This is a genomic window from Kitasatospora purpeofusca, assembly GCF_042691725.1.
In the GTDB taxonomy this organism is placed as follows: domain Bacteria; phylum Actinomycetota; class Actinomycetes; order Streptomycetales; family Streptomycetaceae; genus Kitasatospora; species Kitasatospora purpeofusca_B.
Window position 1 is genome coordinate 5448208 of record NZ_CP170483.1, and the last position, 17886, is coordinate 5466093.

Here is a 17886-nt window from a genome sequence, read left to right on the forward strand (position 1 = left end):
GACGTCGACCGTAGAACCGCCGGGCTGATGCGTCCAATGCATGAAACGGACACAATGCATGCGTCAGCGCATGAACGGAGCCAGGAGCGGCGGATGCAGAACACGACGGCCACCGGGGCGGACCCGGTCCGGCCCGCGGAGCTCGGGCCCGGCCTTCCGGCGGTGCAACTCGCCCCGCTGCTCGCCCAGTTCGCGGCGGTCGCCCGGCTGGAGCACGTCACGCAGGCGGCGTCGCTGCTGGCGATGCCGCAGCCGACGCTCTCCCGGGCGGTGGCCCGGCTGGAGGCGGAGCTGGGCGTCGACCTGCTGGCCCGCCAGGGCCGGACGGTCCGGCTGACCCGGGCGGGCCGGCTGCTGCTGGCCTCGGTGGAGCGGGCGCTGGCCGAGGTCGAGCGCGGCGTGGAGGCGGTGCGGGCGGAGGCCGATCCGGCGACCGGCCGGGTGGCGTTCGGCTTCCTGCACACCATGGGGACGGACGCGGTGCCGGCCCTGCTGCGGGACTTCCGGGCGGCGTACCCGTTGGTGCGCTTCCAGCTGGTGCAGGACTACGTGGGCGCGATGTTGGACCGGCTGCGCGCGGGGGAGTTGGACCTGTGCCTGGTCGCGCCGGTCCCGGACGACGACCCGGTGCTGGTCGCCCGCCGGCTGGACGAGCAGCGGCTGCACCTGGTGGTCCCGGCGGACCACCGGCTGGCCGGGCGCCGCCGGATCCGGCTGGCGGAGGTGGCCGAGGAGCCGTTCGTCGGGCTGGAGCCCGGCTACGGGATGCGGGCGATCACGGACGGCTTCTGCGCGCAGGCCGGGTTCGTGCCCCGGCTCGCCTTCGAGGGGGAGGAGACGGAGACGCTGCGCGGACTGGTGGCGGCCGGGCTGGGGGTGGCGCTGCTGCCGCCCGCGCTGGTGCCGCGGCCGGGGGTGGTGGAACTGGAGGTGACGGCGCCGCGGACCCGGCGGGCGATCGGTCTGGCGTGGGCGGCGGGCCGTCCGCTGACCCCGCCGGCGGCGGCGTTCCGGGACTTCGTGCTGTCGCGGCGGGGGCGGCTGCTGGCGCACGACTGAGGGTCCGGGGGCGGCGTCCGGGAGGCCGGCCGACGGGGAGGTTGCCCGGCTCGTCCCTTTGGTGGAATTCCAGGTGGACATTGGACGATTCGCCCCCTGGACGGTGGCTTGTCTACGCGCGTAGGGGCTACACTCCCGCAATGGAGAAGCAGATCCCCGTCACCACCGCGGGCACCGGCCCCCGGATTCCCGCCCCCGAGCAGATCGCCCGCGCCCCGAAGGTGCTCCTGCACGACCACCTCGACGGTGGCCTGCGCCCCGAGACCGTGGTCGAGCTGGCCGCCGCCGTCGGCTACGAGGGCCTCCCCACCACCGACCCCAAGGAGCTCGGCGAGTGGTTCCGCGAGGCCGCCGACTCCGGCTCGCTGGTCCGCTACCTGGAGACCTTCGCCCACACCTGCGCCGTCATGCAGACCCGTGAGGCCCTGGTCAAGGTCGCCGCCGACTGCGCCGAGGACCTCGCCGCCGACGGCGTCGTCTACGCCGAGGTCCGCTACGCCCCCGAGCAGCACCTGGAGCGCGGCCTGACCCTGGACGAGGTCGTCGAGGCCGTCCAGGAGGGCTTCCGGCTCGGTGAGGCCAACGCCCGCGCCGCCGGCCACCGCATCCGGATCGGCACCCTGATCACCGCGATGCGGCACGCCGCGCGCTCGTCGGAGATCGCCGAGCTGGCCAACCGTCACCGTGACGCCGGTGTCGTCGGCTTCGACATCGCCGGCGCCGAGGCGGGCTACCCCCCCACCCGCCACCAGGCCGCCTTCGACTACCTCAAGGGCGAGAACAACCACTTCACCATCCACGCGGGCGAGGCCTTCGGCCTGCCGTCGATCTGGGAGGCCCTGCAGTGCTGCGGCGCCGACCGGCTCGGCCACGGCGTGCGGATCGTCGACGACATCACGGTCGAGGAGGACGGCACCGTCAAGCTGGGCCGGCTCGCCGCGTACGTGCGCGACAAGCGCGTCCCGCTGGAGATGTGCCCGACCTCCAATCTGCAGACCGGCGCGGCCACCTCGTACGCCGAGCACCCGATCGGGCTGCTCAGCCGGCTGAAGTTCCGGGTCACCGTGAACACCGACAACCGGCTGATGAGCGGCACCAGCATGAGCCGCGAGTTCGCGCACCTGGTCGAGGCCTTCGGCTACACGCTGGGGGACCTGGAGTGGTTCACCGTGAACGCGATGAAGTCGGCCTTCCTGCCGTTCGACGAGCGGCTCGCGATGATCAACGACGTGATCAAGCCGGGCTACGCCGAGCTCAAGGCCGAGTGGCTGTTCAGCGCCGGCAGCTGAGAGCGTCCGCTGTGATCGGATGAACGCCACTGTCCGCCAAGGGAGTTGGCGTTCATCCGACTTCTCGCTCGGGTGGGTGAACCGCCGTTGATTCCCATGCGGTCCGCTCACTACCGTGTGCCCGTCATTGCTGACAGGCCGTGGCGGCGGACCCCGTCGCGTCGGCTGTGCGAGTCGGCCACCGACGAGGACCCAAGGGGACGAACCACATGAAGCAGGCCACTCTCAAGGCCGCCGGCACCGCCGCGCTCGGCATCGCGATCGCCGCGGTCGGCGCCGGCGGCGCGTCCGCCGCCCCCGCCACCGCCACCGGAGGTCTCGGGCTCCCGACGAGCCTGCTGACCAACCCGGCCGCCACCAGCGCCCTCACCGACGCCGCGGGCAAGCTGCCGATCGCCGACAAGGTCAGCAGCGCCCTCGGCAGCCTCGCCCCGAGCGCGGGCCAGGCCGCCGCGCCGGTCGCCGGTGCCACCGGCAACCGGGCCGCCCTGCCGACCGTGCCGGGCCTCGACAAGACCCCGCTCGGCAGCCTCACCCAGACCCTCCCGCTGCCGGGCCTGACCGGCTGACCCGTCCGTGCCGCCGCACGGCACGGCAGGGCACAGCACGACGCAGCACGGCACGGCAGGGCACAGCACGACGCAGCACGGCACGACGCAGCACGGCACGGCACGGCCGAAGGGGCCGCCCGCTCCCGTCGAGGAGCGGGCGGCCCCTTCCGGCGCTCTCGGTCGCCTTCCGGCGTCACGGCTCCTGGGGGAGCAGCAGCCAGAGCGCCAGGTAGATCAGGAACTGCGGGCCGGGCAGCAGGCAGGAGGCCAGGAAGATCACGCGGACGGTCCACGGCGTGAGCCCGAAGCGCTCGGCGATCCCGGCGCAGACGCCGGCGATGACGCGGTTGTGGCGGGGGCGGGCGAGGCGGCTCATGACGACTCCGTTGCTGGGGTGACGCCGTTGGCCGGTCCTTCCGGCTGGCGTACTTCCATGCTCCGCCGCCGCCCCGCCGAAGGCCTCCCCCCGCAAGCCGATCCCGCCCCCGACCTGCCTCCTGACCAGGCACGACCGCTCTCAGGGTTCCGTTCAGGGTCGCCCCGGAGATTGCCACCCGCGCGGAGTGGGAAGTCGGCCCGTCCGACTTCCCACTCCGCGCGCGGCTACGCCGTCGGGCGGGGGCGGAAGGGGACGGTGACGTCCGAGGTGTGCTCGTGGGGCTCGGCGGTCTCGAAGTTCGGGTAGTACACCTCCCGGCTGCCGCCGTCGCGGTCGTGGCCCTGCTCCTTGACCCAGGCGCCGACGGCGTCGTGGATGGCGGCCATCGTCGCGAAATCCTTGTGCTCCTTGGTGATCTCGGTGTACGCCTCGCGATGGGCCGGGTCGATCCGCACGGCGATCCGGCCGGTCGGCTCGACGGCGTTCAGCGTCGGGGCGCACACCTCGACCAGGCCGTCCGAGTCCTCGCCGACATAGCCGTGGAAGATGCTGAAGATCGGCCCCGAGAGGCACGCGTCGGTCGACTTCAGGTGGGCGAGGAGCTGCTCGCCGGCCTCGTTCAGAAAGGGGACGAGCGTGGCGCCCGTGACCTGCCGCTGGACGCAGAGCACCTTCTGTTCGGGGACGTCACGTTCGGCGATCCGGTACATGGTCGAAGTCCTTCCGGTGAGTACTGAGCGGGCGTAGCCCACCGCGTACCGGCGGGCCCGGTGCGCGGACTCCTGCTCGCGCCAGTAGGCGCCGAGCAGGCGGGCGGACTCGTCACCGCCGTCCGCGTCGAGGACGGCGGCGATCCGGGCCAGCGGCATGCCGACGGCGCGCAGCAGCGCGATCCGGCGGGCCCGTTCGACCTGGGCGAGGCCGTAGCGGCGGAAGCCGGTCCGCGGGTCGACGTGGGCGGGCGCCAGCAGTCCCCGGTCGCCGTAGAGGCGCAGCGCCTTGGGGCTGAGCCTGGTCCGGGCGGCGAGCTCCCCGATGGTGATCAAGTCCTCGTGCACGGGGCCCACTGTGCGCCCTGCCCCTGGGGCAGGGGCAAGCGGCGCTTCGGCTCAGCGGTAGTACGGCTCGACGGCGGCCCGGACCTCGTCGAACAGCGCAGGGCCGTCCTGCGGCACGGGCGGGCGGCCGCTCGCCGGGCGGACGGTCAGCAACTGCTCGCCGGAGAGGGCGAAGACGACGCGGCCGAGCCCGGCCTGCTGGAGGGCGGCGGCGCACATCGGGCACGGTTCGCAGCTGGTGTACAGGGTGGTGCGGGTGGCTGCGGCCGGGTCCAACTCCCGTGCCGCCCAGCGGGCGAGCTTCAGTTCGGGGTGCGCGGTGATGTCCCGGTCGGTGAGCGTGGTGTTGCGCTCCTCGGCCAGGACGGTGCCGTCCGCGCCGGCGAGCAGGGAGCCGAACGGCGGGTTGCCGTGTGCGGCGGCCTCGGCGGCGAGGGCGATGGCGCGGCGGAGGAGGGGGTGGTCGGCGGGGGTGACAGTCATCGGGGCTGGTCCGTCCGGGTCGGGGTGAGGCGGAAGTGTTCGGCGACGGCGGCGAGGGCCTGCCAGGCCGGTTGCGGGTGGCGGGTGTCCTCCGGATCGCCGTGGTAGGGGTCGAGGACGACGTGTTCGGCGCCCAGCAGGCGGATCAGGGCGAGGTCGGCGGTGATCTGCTCGATCGTGCCCTCGCCGGCCAGGCGCTGCGGGCCGGCGACCGGGGCGGGCGTGAGCCTGAGGGCGATGCGGGGCGCGAAAGCCGGGACGGGGAGCGCGTGTTCGTCCGCGTACGCCCGTAGGCGGGGGGCGGCCTCGCGCAGCCACGGCAGGGTGGGGCGCAGCGGGTGCCAGGCGTCGCCGAGGTGGACGGCGCGGCGCAGGCCCGCGTCGCTGTTGCCGCCGACCCAGAGCGGGATCGGGCGGGCCGTTCCGTAGTCGGCGGTGTCCGCCCAGGCGGCGCGCAGGCGGCGCAGGTGGTCGTCGGTGAGGCGGCCGCGGTGTTCGAAGGGGACGTCGAGGGCGGCGAACTCCTGCTGCGCCCAGCCGGCTCCGACGCCGAGGACCAGGCGGTGGCCGCTCAGGGCGTCCAGGTTGGCGGCCATCCGGGCGGTGAGGAGGGGGTGGCGGTAGGAGGCGACGAGGACGGTGGTGCCCAGGCGCAGGTGGGTGGTGTGGGCGGCGAGCCAGGCGAGGGTGGTGAACGGCTCGTAGAAGGGGGCGGGGTAGCGCCGGGCGACGTCGGGGGTGATGGCGACGTGGTCCGAGAGCATCAGCAGGTCGAAGCCCAGGGACTCGACGGTGCGGGCCCAGGCGAGGAGGGCGGCGGGGTCGGTGCCGGGGCCGAAGTTGGGGACGTTCACTCCGATCTTCACGTCGGGAAAGCCTAGGGAGGAAGGGTGGGTTGACTGAAGGGACAACTCCCGGTTGAGGGGTTGTTCCGCCGTGAAATCACCGGCAATCTGGGCTCATGACCGAGATTCTTGACGCGACGGACTGGACGATCCTGGCCGAGCTCCAGGAGGACGGGCGGATCGCGTTCACCGAGCTGGCACGACGGGTGAACCTGAGCGCGTCGGCGACGACGGAGCGGGTGCGGCGGCTGGAGACGGCGGGCGTGATCACCGGCTACCGGGCCGAGGTGAACCTGGAGCGCACGGGGTACCCGGTGACGGCGGTCGTCCGGTTGAAGTACCCGGGGCCGGCGGTGCGGCACGAGCCGCTGCGGCGGCTGCTGGAGGAGCGCTCGGAGATCCTGGAGTGCCTGCGGACGACCGGCGACGACTGCTATGCGCTGAAGATCGCGACGACGTCGATGGGGCACCTGGAGGAGATCGTCGACGAGTTGGCCCAGTTCGGGAGCACGACGACCAACCTGGTGCTGAGCCGCCCGCTCGCGCCCCGGGGCCCGGCCGTGCCCCGGGCGGGAGCCTCCGAGTAATAGCAACAATGCAATGCTTGGGGCGGGTCAGGGGCTGGAGTGTTCCTCGTCCGCGCCGTGGACCTTGAGGGCGGTGACGACGCCGGTGACGACGGTGGCGATCGCCAGGGCGAGGAGGACGGCGAAGGCTGCGCCGATGAGGAAGTTCACGGGGTCCTCAGTCCCTCGCGGAAGAGGGCGAGGAGGTTCAGGAGGGTGGCGACGGAGGTGTCCCCGAAGTCGACCAGGAGGCGGCCGTCGATGGTGGCGCCGCTGACGGCGGCGGAGCCCCACTGGACGCCGAACGGCTTTCCCCGCTCGTGGAGTTCACGGAGGAGCGCGGTGGCCTCGGGCTCGGTGTAGGTGCGCAGGTACGTGTCGTGGGGTTCGAGGGGGGTGTTCACGCGGCGGCGTCCAGCTCGAACCAGGTGACCTTGCCGGTCTTGACGGGGTCGACGCCGAAGCGGTCGGTGAGGGCGCGGACGAGGTGGAGTCCGCGCCCGGAGATGGCGTAGGGGTCGGTGAGGGCGTGCAGCTCGGGCAACTCGGGGCTGTCGTCGCAGACCGAGACCCGCAGCGTCACGGGGCAGAGGGAGACGATGACGTGGGGCGCCTGGGTGCCCGTGTGCTTCCAGGCGTTCACGAACAGCTCGTGAAGGGCGAGTTCGGCGTCCTGGACGACGGTCGGCCGCCAGCCGGCCGCGATGAGGAGGGTGCGCAGCTCATGGCGGACGACGGACCAGTCGGGCGGGTTGTTGGCACGCATGGGGACCTCCGGGAGGCGGGGAGGATTGGATCACCGGCGGGGCGGGTGAGGGCGTCTACTGCCGTGAAAGCAGGAGTTACTGACGCTCCTTCGTGTGATCGGTGCAACACTGAGAGTAGGGGGATGTCTGGCAGAGTTGCAAGCTGATCGAGAAGTCTCCCTGGACTGACGCCGCCTCCGGTGGCGCGGCACAGGAGTTCTGCGCCACACTGCGCGCAGGCAAGGAAGGACAGCCGTGGGATACAAGGGGCCGATCAGTCAGCGGCAACGCCGATTCGGTGACGAGCTGCAGCGTCTGCGGACGGCGGCAGGCCTGTCCGCCGCCGAGGCCGGAGCGCTGGTCGGTATGCGAGGTCCGGCCGTGAGTCACACCGAGGCCGGTCGGATCACGTTGAACGCCGAGCGCCTTGAGATTTGGCTGGACGCCTACGGCTGCACCGATCCGGCGTTCCGCAGCGGACTCGCGGACATGGCGCGCAGGACGGGCAAGGGCTGGTGGAGCGAGTTCGAGGGCAAGGTCCCGGATCTGGTGCTCGACCTGGCGGAGGCCGAGGGCCGGTCGGTTCGTCTGGCCAACTACGAGACCCTGTACATCCCCGGAATGCTTCAGGTGCCCGCCTACGCGGCGTCTGCCTTCGAGGGCGGCGACACCCACGGGTGGGACACCGGGGATCTGACCCGTTTCCGGTTGGCTCGACAGCGGATCCTGGACGAACGCAAGGACTTCCACTTCGTCATTCAGGAAGCCGCACTGCGCATGCGCTTCCCCGGTGACGCAGTGATGAGGGACCAACTGCAGCACTTGCTGGTCATGGCAGAGCGCCCCAACATCACGATTCAGGTGCTGCCGTTCACCGTGGTGAAGAAACCGCCGAGCCCTGGCTCATTCCTGTTCTGCGAACCGGGCTGTCCGGAACTCTCCACGATCGTCCTGGATGGCCCCCGACGGGCTGAGCACTATGGTGATCGCGAGAGTATCGCGACATACCGCCGGAGGTTCGAGCAGTTGGCGGACTTGGCTCTTCCGCCCGTCGTCGCTTCCGGGCCTCGGCAGGGCACGGCGACGCGTGACTCCTGGGGAATCCTCCAGCATCTGCTCTATCTGCTCCAAGCCTGAAAGGCCTGTGATGTCCGAGATCATCTGGCAGAAGTCGTCGTTCAGTGCAGGGGACCCTGAGAATGCCTGCATCGAACTTGCCCCGGGGCCCGACGGATTCCGTTTCCTGCGTGAATCCGATGAACCTGCCCTCGTGATGACAGTCGACGTTCCCAAGCTCCGCGCGCTCCTCCTCGCCGTCAAGGTCGGCGAGTTCGACCACCTCACCTGATCAGCAGCCCAGCCCCGGAGGACCTCCAGCGATGAACGCCAAGGCCTGGCGTATCCGCCTCATCGTTCGCACCACCCAGGTCGGCGTCATCGGCGGGGCCCTCTGGGGTGCCCTGGTCGCGCTCGTCGCCTTCCGCTACACCTCGGTGCCGCTCGGGGCCATGGTGGGCCTCCTCTTCGGGACCTTCGTCTCCATACCCACCGGTTCCCTCCTCTCGGCCCTCCCCGAGCGGCTCGCCCTCCATCGCTGGTCCGCCCCCGTCCTCGGCGCCCTCCTCACCGCGTCCGCCGGCTACCTCGTCCTCGCCCGCATCCTCCGCGAGCCGCACGCCCTCCTCCACCTCGGCGTCGCCCTCCTCTTCCTCCTCTCCACCACCCTCACCGCCGCCGCCTTCTCCCTCGCCGTCCGCAGCCTCCGCCGGACGTCATCGGCACCATGAGCCACCCGGTGACCCCACGGCGCCGGGCAGCCGAATCCGAAAGGTCTGCGATGTCCGAGATTCTGTGGCAGAAGTCGTCGTTCAGCGGCTCGAACGAAGGCGGCAGCTGTGTCGAAGTCGCCATGGGCGCAGCGGGACCTCGTCACCTGCGGGAGTCCGATGACCCGGAGAGCGTTCTGGTCGTCGATGCGGAGAAGCTGGGTCTGCTCCTCCTCGCCGCCAAGGCCGGCGAGCTCGACCATTTCACCGGGGCATCGGTTCATCGCGGCCAGGTTCCGTGCCTTCGGGCCTGACGGAAGCGGAGCAGGAAGTCGGATCCGCCGACTTCCTGCTCCACCGGCTGCCGGTCGCGGAGAACGTCCGCGACCGGCGGCTCGATCCGATGCGCACCTCCCCGGCCATCGAAGGCCGATGACGCAAGTGGCGTCACACCTTGCCGTCCCGGGACGCGGGCAGGGTGCCGGGCGCGGGGCTCCGGAAGTCGGCGGCGACAGTGGAAAGGAAGCCGTCGGCGGCCGTGCCGAAAATCGCCAAATCCTCATACATGGCGAAGATGACGAGATGCTCGGCGACGTCCCGGGAGTCGCGGAACACGATCCGGCCGGTGAAGGTCTCCACGGTCGTCAGGTAGGTGCCGTAGACGGTGAAGGTGTTCATCGGGCCTCGGCCGGTCACCACGTCGTTCGGGACGATGCCGAGCCGGACGTTCGGCAGCCGGGACGCGCGGACGCCCTGCCATTCGGTGTTCGCGATTCTGGCGAGGGACATGATGTCCTCGGCCAGTTCGGCAGGAACCTCGAGCGCGCGGAGGATGGACTCGACCTCGGTGAGCCGGGGCGTCTTCCGCCCGGTCTCGATCTTGCTGATCGTGCTCTGGGAGAGGCCGCAACGGCGAGCGAGCCGGTCTCCGCTGAGACCGGCTCGCTTCCGGAGATCGCGGAGCAGCTGGGCCAGATCGGCCTTCGACCGGTCCAACTGCTCAGGGGCGAAGGTCACTCACCCGATCCTTCGCCGCTGCCGCCGTGCGTGAGACGGATCAGTCCCGGCTTTCCGGTCATGGTGAACCCCCTTGTGGGTGCGCCTGGTTGAACAAGCCGAGGATCACGCTACGGAGTGCGATCGGGCGGTGGCCATCCGAACGGGCGACTATTCCCGTTCCCGCCTAAAGATCTTGAAGGTGTCGGGCCCTGCGGTGGAGCGCTGCGGGAACGGTGACGGGCCCGCGTAGGCTTTGGTATCGCTGCACAGCCGGGGCGAGGACAGCCTGGGCCGGAATGAGCGAGAGAGGGTGCCGGGTGGAGACTCCCCGTCTGGTGGAGGTGCGCCTGACCTCCTTCAAGAGCTTCACGGGCCAGTGCCTGCCGCTTCAGGACCTGACGGTGCTGATCGGCCGCAACGGCAGCGGCAAGTCCAATGGCCTGGACGGTCTGATGGTGCTGTCCCGCCTCGCGCTGGGCGAGCCGGTGCGCGATGCGCTGGACGGGCTGCGGAGCGGAGGCGAGGAGCCCATCCGTGGTGGGGCCGAGGGGTGTGCGCCGCTGGGGGCGGACAGCTTCGCCCTCGGCTGCCGTGTGCGGTCGGGGCAGGCGGTCTTCGACCTCGACGTGGAGATCGCCGTCCGTCCCGAGGTGCGGATCCTGCGGGAGACCCTGACGGCGGCGGAGGGAGCGCTCTACGGGGGTCGCCGACTCGCGCCCGGCCGCTCGTTGCTCGCCAGCGACACCCCGGACCCGAGCCGCACCGATCTCAAGGTCCGCTACTTCAACGGCCTGCGGGGTGTGGACCCGGGGGTCCCGTTCGCTGCCGACCGTCTGGTGACCAGCCAGGTCCCGGTTCGGCTTCCCGCGACCACCGAGGCGACCAAACTCGTCCACCGTGCCGCGCAGGACGTGCTCGCGGTGCTGCGCGAGGTCTTCCTGTTGGATCCGGTGCCCCACCTCATGCGGCAGTACGTCAACGCCCGTGACACCGAGCTCAGACGCAGCGCCGACAACCTCAGTGCGGTGGTGGAGCACCTGCGCGGGGCCGACCGGGCGGCCTTCGGCCGGTTGACGGAGCTGGTCGCGGGGATGCCCGAGTTCCCCGTACGCGGCATCACCAGCGTCGACACGAAGCTCGGGGACGTCCAGCTGGTGCTGCGCGAGTCCGGCTACCACGGCAAGGACCACGCCGTTCCGGCCAGGCTCCTCAGCGACGGCATGCTGCGGTTCCTGGCCTTCGGCACCGCACTGCTCAGCGCACCCGTCGCCGACGGCGACGAGGCGGCCCTGCCGGCCCAGCGGCACCTGGTGATCGAGGAGATCGAGAACGGCCTCTACCCGACGCAGGCGGCGCGCGTGCTGCGCCTGATGAAGGAGGAGTCGGAGCGGCGCAGCATTGACGTGCTGTTCACCACGCACAGTCCGGCGCTCCTCAACTCCCTGGACGCGCAGGACCACTCGGGCGTCGTCGTGTGCAGCAGGGACCGGGAGTCGGGGGAGAGCACGCTGTCCCGCCTGACCGACCTGCCCGGCTACATCGACCTGCTGGCGGCCGGCGACCTGGGCGACGCGATCAGCAGGAACCGTCTCGCGGACGCCCTGCGCCCGCGAGACGGCGTGACCGACGTCGAGGACTTCCTGAGGAGCCTGTGAGTCTGTGAGTGGACAGTGCCGGTTCGGGCTCAGGCCGGCCCGAGGCGTCCTGATCAGCCGTCAATCACCCAGGCGGAGGGCGTAGTAGGCGTGGAGGGCGGCTTCGGCGCCGGAGCCGGTGGCGGTCATGATGCGCTGGGCGCGGGGGGAGCGGAGGTCGCCGGCGGTGAGGACGCGGGGGTGCTGGCGGTCGGGTGGGCAGTAGCCGTCGGGGGTGGGGGCCAGGGTGCCGGGGAGGGCGGCCGGGCGGACGCCGAGGTTGACGAAGACCGCGTCCGGGGCGAAGGTGCCCAACTCGCCTGCGACGAGCGAGCCTTCGGGGGAGCGGCGGAGGTCGAGGGCGGCGGTCTCCAGGAGGGCGGCGCGCGGGTCGGTGCGGACCTCGTCGGCCTTGTAGGCGTCCGCGGGCGGGTGCGGGACGACCAGGTCGAGCGGGGTGTCGGGGTGGGCGCGCAGCAGGGTGCCGAGGGGGCGGTCGGCGCCGAGGACGAGGGTGCGGCGGCCGGCCAGCCGGGCGGCGTCCGCCTCCCACAGCGGCGGCGGGGCGTCCAGGCCGTCGGCGGAGGTGAGCCAGTCGGCCTCGTCGGGCCGGGCCGCGCGTACGCCGGTGGCGGCGATCGCGTAGCGGCCGCGGACGGCGGTGCCCGAGGCGAGGCGGACGGTGACGCCCTCGTCGTCGGCGTGCAGTTCCGTCGCCGGGGTGCCGAGCAGGAGGTCGCAGGAGTCGGCGACCCGGCGCACGTCCGCCGCGAGGGCGTCGGCGTAGGCGGTGCCGGTGGCGAAGCCGAGGACGTTGGCCACCGCCGGGACGCGCCGCAGGGTGGCGCCCAGGTCGCGCCGTTCGACGAGCGCCGAGCGCAGTCCGACGCTCGCCGCCATCACCGCCGCCGCGCAGCCGGCCGGGCCGCCGCCGACGATCACCAGGTCGTACGGCGCGGTGGACGATCGGGTCACCGTGGCAGCGTAGCGGCAGCCGGGCGGAAAAGCCGTTGCCGGGGCGGCCGGTGGCGTCCTAGCCTCGCCGCAACACGTCGACGGAGACGAGTACCTCCGGGCCCCGCGAGCCGAGAGAGCCGCCGGCTGCTGTGAAGGCGGCCTCGCGTCCGGGAGGGAAGACACTCCCGAGTGCGGGGAGGAAATGCCCCGCCGGCCGGCCCCCGTCACCGGGCCCGATCGAGGCCGCCGCCCGCTCCGGCGACGGCGGCGAAAGTGCGGTGGCACCGCGAGTCCCCTTCTCGCCCGCACTCCCAAGGGATCACCACGACGCCCCCGGAGGGCCGCGATGATCCACCCCCCTACCACCGACCCCGCCCGCGTCCTGGCCGCCGAGCTGCCCGGCCGGATCGGCGCGAGCGTCGAACTCGCCGGCTGGCTGCACCGCCGCCGCGCGCTGAAGTCCGTGACCTTCCTCGTCCTGCGCGACCGCTCGGGCCTCGCCCAGGTGGTGGCCCCCGCCGGGGCGGCCGACCTGCCCGAGGAGACGGTGCTGCGCGTGCGGGGCACCGTCACGGCCAACCCCCAGGCGCCGAACGGCGTCGAGCTGACCGGGCCGGAGGTGGAGGTGCTGGCCCGCCCGACGGCGGCCCCGCCGTTCGACCTCTTCCGCCCGGCCGTCCCCGCCTCGCTGCCGGTCGTCCTCGACGGCGCGCCCGTCACCCTGCGCCACCCCCGGCTGGCGGCGCTGCACCGCGTCTCGGCGGCCTCCGTGCACGGGTTCCGGGCGGCCCTCGACGGCCTGGGCTTCACCGAGATCCACACGCCGAAGGTCGTCTCCTCGGCGACCGAGTCCGGCGCGAACGTCTTCGCACTGGACTGGTTCGGGCGCGAGGCGTACCTGGCGCAGTCGCCGCAGTTCTTCAAGCAGGCGATGGTCGGCGTCTTCGAGCGGGTCTACGAGACCGGGCCGGTGTTCCGGGCCGAACCCCACGACACCGCCCGCCACCTGGCCCAGTACACCAGCCTGGACGCCGAACTCGGCTTCGTCACCGACCACCGGGACGTCATGGCGGTGGTGCGCGCCGCCCTCGCCGGAATGGTCGAGGCGGTCGCCGACCGGGCCGGGGACGCGCTCGCGACCCTGGGCGTCGAGCCGCCCGCCGTCCCGGCCGAGATCCCGCAGCTGCACTTCGCCGAGGCGATGCGGATGCTGGGCGCCGACGAGCCGGACCTCGCGCCGGCGCACGAGCGGTGGCTCGGCGCGTGGGCGCAGCGCGAGCACGGCAGCCCGTTCCTGTTCGTCACGGGGTACCCGATGCGCAAGCGGCCGTTCTACACCCACCCCGAGCCGGGCCGGCCGGAGTACTCGAACAGCTTCGACCTGCTCTTCCGCGGACTGGAGCTGGTCACCGGCGGCCAGCGGCTGCACCGGTACGAGGAGTACCTCGCGGCCCTCGCCGTCCGCGGCGAGTCGGCCGGGCCGTACGAGGGGTACCTGCGGGCCTTCGCCCACGGCATGCCGCCGCACGGCGGGTTCGCGCTCGGCCTGGAACGCTGGACGGCCCGGCTGGCGGGGGAGGAGAACGTCCGCCGCACGGCCCTCTTCCCGCGCGACGTCAACCGGCTGACGCCGTGAGGTGAGGCGGCGGCTCGCCGCCGGGTGGCGCCCCGCAGGTCGGGACGCCACCCGGCGGACCGGCGCTCAGCCCTGCTGCGGGCCCCGGGCTGCCTGCGGCTGGTACGGCGAGGCCTGCTGGTACTGCGCGTTCGGCTGGTAGGACGGCCACGGACGGGGCGGGCCGGTGGGGACGAGTGCGCACAGTACTGGAGTCCGCCGACATCCGTCCCCACGATTTCGTCACGGTGTCATCGCCGAATCCACCCGGCGAACCTGCGTTCCACCCCTTGAAAACCGCTCAGGAAGCGTCCGTGCGTTCGGATATGATGCGCCCGTCGCTGGTGGTTGGGGGGCGAAGCAGCGACCCGGGTGAGAGTCCCGGAGCGGCCCCCCACCTCGGCGAACCGCCTGCTGCCGGGTTCGTCGGGTTCGCCCGCCTTCCTTCCGTGAGGTCCCCCTTGCGCACTCAGCACCGCAGATCCCTCGCCCTCGCTGCCGCCGCCACCCTGGCCTCGGGCGTGGCCCTGACCGCGGCCGCCCCCGGCGCTGCCGCGCTGCCGCGCTCCGGCGGGACCACCGGGACGGTGCGGCAGGCCCTGGGCCAGGGCACCCCGGGGCCGGGCGGCGCCCCCCAGGAGCAGCGCGGCCCGGTGACGGCCACCCTCACCGGCTTCCCCGCCGCCCTCACCGCCGGCGGGCCGGCCGCCGAGTTCACCGCCACCCTGCGCAACTCCGCCGACCACGCGGTCGACGTCACCACCGGCTTCACCGTGGCCAACGCCGACTCCGGCGTCCGCGAGACCCAGCTCAAGCTGGACTACCAGGCCCCCGGCGGCGGCGCGTGGAAGCCCGCCGCGCTCAGCCCGGGCGCCACCGTCGGCGCCAGCTGGAACCTCGACACCTTCGCCACCCGGCTGAGCCTGCCCGCCGGCGCCTCCGTGACGTACCGGCTGCGGCTCGCCGTCACCGCCGACGCACCCGCCGGCCGGGCCACCGGGGGGTTCCGGGCCGTGGTCTCCGACCCGACCCTGCCGCCGGAGAGCCGGATCTCCGAGGCGAACACCCCGCACCAGGAGTTCACCACCGTCGCGGCCGGCCCCACCGTCGCGCCGACGACCGCCCCCGCGCCCGGCGTGCCCTACCTCGGCCTGGACGCGGTGCCCGCCTCCTTCACCGCCGGCGGCGGGGCCGGGCCGTTCCGGCTGACGCTGACCAACCGCAGCGGCAAGGAGGTCTCCTTCCTGCCCGAACTCACCCTCCGGGGGGCGAACCTGCCCGCCGCCGGGGCGGCCGGGCTGGACTTCCAGGCCCCCGACGGCCAGTGGCTGGCGGCCGTCGCCGACCACAACCGGACCGCGGCCGGGACGCTCACGCTCCTGCTGCGCACGCCGGACAAGGACGGCTCCCTGGTCCGGCTGCGCGACGGCGAGTCCCGGACGCTCAACGTGCGGCTGGCGTTCGGCCAGGACGTCCCGGCGGGCGTCGTGACGGTGCTGTTCGCCGGGAGCAGCCTGCCCCTCACCGGGGGCGGCGCCGGGGTGCCGGCCGCCAGTTCGGGGGTCGACGTCACCGTGGCCGCCGCGCCGGTCCCGCCGACCGCTCCGCCGAGCACGTCCGGCGCGGACGGCGGCGCCCCGGCGGCCTCCGCCGAGCCGTCGGCCGCCGCGCCGAGCGCGTACGGAGGCCCGGCGGTCGGCCTCGCGGCGATCACACCGGGCGCGGACGCGAGCGGCGCGGCGGGGGCCGTTCCGGCGGGAGGGAGCACACCGGCGCCGGAGGGCGGGCCCGCCGCCCCGGCGCCGGCCGTCACCGTGACCGTGGCGGCCCCGGCGCCGTCCGTCGGCCTCGCCTCCACCGGAGGCTCGCCGACCAACACGCCGATGGCGATCACCGGTGCCACCGCGATCGCGATGGGCATCGGCACGCTGGTGGTGGCCCACCGCCGGCAGAAGGTCCGCCCGGCCCTGGCCGCCCGACCGCCCCGCCCGACCGCAGGCCCGGCATCGGGCCCGGCCCCGCGGCCGGAGCAGGGCCCGGCGGCGAAGCCGGGGGCGTGACCACCGGCCCGCGCGAACGCCGCGCGGGCCCGGCCGACGGGTCCGGCGGCGCGTAGGGTGGTGAACCCCGCCGGGGGGACATGACGACCGGCCCGTGCGGGCGCCACGCGGGCCGGACCGGCGCAGGGGTGACCGAGGGGCGGGCGACCGCGAGGCGCGGCAGGTGTTCGGCGGCCCGGCCGGCAACCCGGCGGCGAAGCCGGGGGCGTGACCACCGGCCCGCGCGAACGCCGCGCGGGCCCGAACCGGGCAGGGGTGAACGAGGGATGACCGACCACGAGGTGCTGCACGTGTTCTGCGGCCCGGACGGCGGACACGGCAACGCGCTGGGCGTCGTCCGCGACGGCGCCGCCGTCCCCGAGGAGCGCGACCGGCAGGCGATCGCCCGGGAACTCGGCTTCAGCGAGACGGTGTTCGTCGACGACCCGCGGCGCGGCGCCATCGACATCTACACCCCCGGCCTGCGCCTGCCCTTCGCCGGCCACCCGTGCGTGGGCGCCGCCTGGCTGCTCGGTGCGGACCGGCTGGTCACGGCGGCCGGCGTGGTCGGCGTCCGGCACGACGGCGCGTTCACCCGGATCGCGGCACCCGCCGCCTGGGCCCCGCCGCGCACACTGCGCCGGCACGCGACGCCCGCCGAGGTGGACGGCCTGGCGGTGCCGCCGCCGGGCGAGTGGATCTACGCCTGGGCCTGGCAGGACGAGGCGGCCGGCACCGTTCGCGCCCGGGCCTTCCCCGGCCGGGACGACGGCATCGACGAGGACGAGGCGACCGGAGCGGCCGCCATCCTGCTGACCGCCGAACTCGGTCGCGGTCTGACGATCACCCAGGGGCGCGGCTCGCAGCTCGTCACGGGCATCACTCCCGACGGCCTGATCGAGGTCGGCGGCCGGGTCCGCCGCGCGGGCTGAGGGCCATGGAGGAGCCGCGGTTCGACGCCGTCATCACCCGGGTGGGTGAGCGCCGGATCGCCGTCTACCAGCTGCTCCGTGCGCGGGGCGAGTCGAACCTCTGGGAGATCAAGTGCCTGCTGGACCGGGCTCCGGTCCGCGTCGACCAGGGCTGCCTGAGCGACGTCCGCCGGACGGCGGAGCGGCTGCGCGGGGCCGGGGCCGAGGTCGCGCTGTCGTGCCGCGAGTGCGGCCGTTCGGCCCCCGGCGAGGGTGAGTTGATCGACGCCGGGCCGTGCGCGGCCGCCGAGTGGCCGTGGTGCCCGGCGAGCAGCTCCGAACCTCAGTGCCCGTGGCTGGAGACCGGCTCCGGGTAGACGGCGGGGGCCGACGGGGCGGGCGCGGGCGCGGGAACGGCTGCCGGCACCCGGGGCGTCGTGGCGTGGCGCAGCAGGAAGGAGCGGCCGGCGGGGACCAGGGCGAGGTGGATGGCGGCGACGCCGACGACGGCGAGCAGGATGTGGTCCACGTTGAGCACATGGCCCGGGGCCCAGGAGGAGAGGAACTCCAGCGCGGTGGCCAGCAGGGCCGAGGCGCCGGTGGTGCGCAGGAAGGACGGGAGCCAACGGGTGGTCAGACGGCCCCCGGCGAGCGGGAGGAAGAGGCCGAGCGGGGAGAGCAGCAGCAGTTCGCCGCACACCTGGCCCGCGCTGGAGGAGCGGAGCGAGGCCAGCGGCGTCAGGTTGGCGTCGTAGACCCAGGCCACCGGCAGTGGTCTCAGCACCATCCAACCCGCCAGCAGCAGATGGACGGTGAGGCCCAGCAGGCCCACCACCCGTAGTGGACGCTGGGATCGCTGGACGGCCGTCGCCCGTCCGGTCTCGGTCCGCACGCCGGCCCGCTCCTCGCGTGGCCTGGTGCCATCTCGCTGCACGGGGGGAAAGACGTGCGCCGACGGCGTGACGGTTCCATGCCCGGTGTGAACTTTG

23 protein-coding genes are annotated in these 17886 nt (G+C 73.5%); 13 read left to right on the forward strand and 10 right to left on the reverse strand.

Annotated elements, in window-relative coordinates; all coding sequences use genetic code 11:
- Positions 1-93: 93 nt before the first annotated feature.
- From ACFCLZ_RS23415 to ACFCLZ_RS23425, 3 genes are all read left to right on the forward strand, one after another.
- Positions 94-1059: a LysR substrate-binding domain-containing protein gene (locus ACFCLZ_RS23415; RefSeq protein ID WP_380278924.1), complete on the forward strand. Its 966-nt coding sequence runs from the start codon at positions 94-96 to the stop codon at positions 1057-1059.
- Positions 1060-1199: 140 nt separating this feature from the next.
- Complete coding sequence (locus tag ACFCLZ_RS23420) at positions 1200-2348, forward strand: adenosine deaminase (protein ID WP_380278926.1); 1149 nt, start codon at positions 1200-1202, stop codon at positions 2346-2348.
- A 209-nt stretch (positions 2349-2557) separates the two neighbouring features.
- Entirely contained in the window at positions 2558-2917 is a 360-nt protein-coding gene (locus tag ACFCLZ_RS23425; protein ID WP_380278928.1) for an ATP-binding protein, read from the forward strand.
- Between the two features lie 175 nt (positions 2918-3092).
- Here ACFCLZ_RS23425 and ACFCLZ_RS23430 read toward each other — a convergent pair whose 3' ends face one another.
- The 4 genes from ACFCLZ_RS23430 to ACFCLZ_RS23445 form a co-directional block, all read right to left on the reverse strand.
- Complete coding sequence (locus ACFCLZ_RS23430; protein ID WP_380278930.1) at positions 3093-3275, reverse strand: PspC domain-containing protein; 183 nt, start codon at positions 3273-3275, stop codon at positions 3093-3095.
- A 227-nt stretch (positions 3276-3502) separates the two neighbouring features.
- A complete protein-coding gene (locus ACFCLZ_RS23435) occupies positions 3503-4336 on the reverse strand; it encodes a MerR family transcriptional regulator (protein WP_380278931.1) in 834 nt (277 codons plus the stop codon).
- Between the two features lie 51 nt (positions 4337-4387).
- Positions 4388-4819, reverse strand: a complete 432-nt coding sequence (locus tag ACFCLZ_RS23440) for a nucleoside deaminase (RefSeq protein WP_380278933.1) — start codon at positions 4817-4819, stop codon at positions 4388-4390.
- Positions 4816-5685 carry a TIGR03619 family F420-dependent LLM class oxidoreductase gene (locus ACFCLZ_RS23445; RefSeq protein WP_380278935.1) on the reverse strand — a complete coding sequence of 290 codons (870 nt, stop codon included), beginning with the start codon at positions 5683-5685 and terminating at the stop codon, positions 4816-4818. Before ACFCLZ_RS23445 ends, ACFCLZ_RS23440 begins: the two co-directional genes overlap by 4 nt.
- Positions 5686-5780: 95 nt before the next feature.
- On the opposite strand from ACFCLZ_RS23445, the gene ACFCLZ_RS23450 reads away from it, so the two are divergent.
- Positions 5781-6251: an Lrp/AsnC family transcriptional regulator gene (locus tag ACFCLZ_RS23450; RefSeq protein WP_380278937.1), complete on the forward strand. Its 471-nt coding sequence runs from the start codon at positions 5781-5783 to the stop codon at positions 6249-6251.
- A 27-nt stretch (positions 6252-6278) separates the two neighbouring features.
- On the opposite strand, the gene ACFCLZ_RS23455 is transcribed toward ACFCLZ_RS23450, so the two are convergent.
- From ACFCLZ_RS23455 to ACFCLZ_RS23465, 3 genes are read right to left on the reverse strand one after another with little or no spacing between them, the layout of a single operon-like run.
- On the reverse strand, positions 6279-6401 hold the full coding sequence (locus ACFCLZ_RS23455) for a hypothetical protein (protein ID WP_380278939.1): 123 nt from the start codon (positions 6399-6401) through the stop codon (positions 6279-6281).
- On the reverse strand, positions 6398-6634 hold the full coding sequence (locus tag ACFCLZ_RS23460) for a hypothetical protein (RefSeq protein ID WP_380278941.1): 237 nt from the start codon (positions 6632-6634) through the stop codon (positions 6398-6400). Before ACFCLZ_RS23460 ends, ACFCLZ_RS23455 begins: the two co-directional genes overlap by 4 nt.
- Positions 6631-6996 (reverse strand): ATP-binding protein, encoded by a 366-nt coding sequence (locus ACFCLZ_RS23465; RefSeq protein WP_380278943.1) that lies wholly within the window; start codon positions 6994-6996, stop codon positions 6631-6633. Before ACFCLZ_RS23465 ends, ACFCLZ_RS23460 begins: the two co-directional genes overlap by 4 nt.
- Positions 6997-7231: 235 nt before the next feature.
- Between ACFCLZ_RS23465 and ACFCLZ_RS23470 the strand changes: the two genes are divergently transcribed.
- Genes ACFCLZ_RS23470 through ACFCLZ_RS23485 form a run of 4 tightly spaced genes read left to right on the forward strand, consistent with a single transcriptional unit; the run spans position 7232 to position 9056 of the window.
- Positions 7232-8113: a helix-turn-helix domain-containing protein gene (locus tag ACFCLZ_RS23470; RefSeq protein WP_380278944.1), complete on the forward strand. Its 882-nt coding sequence runs from the start codon at positions 7232-7234 to the stop codon at positions 8111-8113.
- Positions 8114-8123: 10 nt separating this feature from the next.
- A complete protein-coding gene (locus ACFCLZ_RS23475; RefSeq protein ID WP_380278946.1) occupies positions 8124-8324 on the forward strand; it encodes a DUF397 domain-containing protein in 201 nt (66 codons plus the stop codon).
- Positions 8325-8355: 31 nt separating this feature from the next.
- A complete protein-coding gene (locus tag ACFCLZ_RS23480) occupies positions 8356-8763 on the forward strand; it encodes a hypothetical protein (protein ID WP_380278948.1) in 408 nt (135 codons plus the stop codon).
- A gap of 50 nt (positions 8764-8813) precedes the next feature.
- Positions 8814-9056 carry a DUF397 domain-containing protein gene (locus tag ACFCLZ_RS23485; protein WP_380278950.1) on the forward strand — a complete coding sequence of 81 codons (243 nt, stop codon included), beginning with the start codon at positions 8814-8816 and terminating at the stop codon, positions 9054-9056.
- A 133-nt stretch (positions 9057-9189) separates the two neighbouring features.
- On the opposite strand, the gene ACFCLZ_RS23490 is transcribed toward ACFCLZ_RS23485, so the two are convergent.
- Positions 9190-9759 carry a helix-turn-helix domain-containing protein gene (locus ACFCLZ_RS23490; RefSeq protein ID WP_380278952.1) on the reverse strand — a complete coding sequence of 190 codons (570 nt, stop codon included), beginning with the start codon at positions 9757-9759 and terminating at the stop codon, positions 9190-9192.
- Positions 9760-10058: 299 nt separating this feature from the next.
- Here ACFCLZ_RS23490 and ACFCLZ_RS23495 point away from each other — a divergent pair, with 299 nt between their 5' ends.
- Entirely contained in the window at positions 10059-11396 is a 1338-nt protein-coding gene (locus tag ACFCLZ_RS23495; RefSeq protein WP_380278954.1) for an AAA family ATPase, read from the forward strand.
- A 60-nt stretch (positions 11397-11456) separates the two neighbouring features.
- Here the strand turns inward: ACFCLZ_RS23495 and ACFCLZ_RS23500 are convergent, their stop codons facing one another.
- Positions 11457-12350, reverse strand: a complete 894-nt coding sequence (locus ACFCLZ_RS23500; RefSeq protein ID WP_380278956.1) for an FAD-dependent oxidoreductase — start codon at positions 12348-12350, stop codon at positions 11457-11459.
- 328 nt (positions 12351-12678) lie between these two features.
- Here ACFCLZ_RS23500 and aspS point away from each other — a divergent pair, with 328 nt between their 5' ends.
- The 4 genes from aspS (at position 12679) to ACFCLZ_RS23520 (ending at position 17274) form a co-directional block, all read left to right on the forward strand.
- Positions 12679-13968 carry an aspartate--tRNA(Asn) ligase gene (gene aspS / locus ACFCLZ_RS23505; RefSeq protein WP_380278958.1) on the forward strand — a complete coding sequence of 430 codons (1290 nt, stop codon included), beginning with the start codon at positions 12679-12681 and terminating at the stop codon, positions 13966-13968.
- Positions 13969-14408: 440 nt separating this feature from the next.
- Complete coding sequence (locus tag ACFCLZ_RS23510; RefSeq protein WP_380278960.1) at positions 14409-16007, forward strand: hypothetical protein; 1599 nt, start codon at positions 14409-14411, stop codon at positions 16005-16007.
- 266 nt (positions 16008-16273) lie between these two features.
- Positions 16274-16918 (forward strand): PhzF family phenazine biosynthesis protein, encoded by a 645-nt coding sequence (locus tag ACFCLZ_RS23515; protein ID WP_380278962.1) that lies wholly within the window; start codon positions 16274-16276, stop codon positions 16916-16918.
- Between the two features lie 5 nt (positions 16919-16923).
- Positions 16924-17274 (forward strand): hypothetical protein, encoded by a 351-nt coding sequence (locus tag ACFCLZ_RS23520; RefSeq protein WP_380278964.1) that lies wholly within the window; start codon positions 16924-16926, stop codon positions 17272-17274.
- Here the strand turns inward: ACFCLZ_RS23520 and ACFCLZ_RS23525 are convergent.
- Positions 17241-17789, reverse strand: a complete 549-nt coding sequence (locus ACFCLZ_RS23525) for a VanZ family protein (protein WP_380278966.1) — start codon at positions 17787-17789, stop codon at positions 17241-17243. The two genes, ACFCLZ_RS23520 and ACFCLZ_RS23525, sit on opposite strands and share 34 nt — an antisense overlap.
- Positions 17790-17886: the final 97 nt, after the last annotated feature.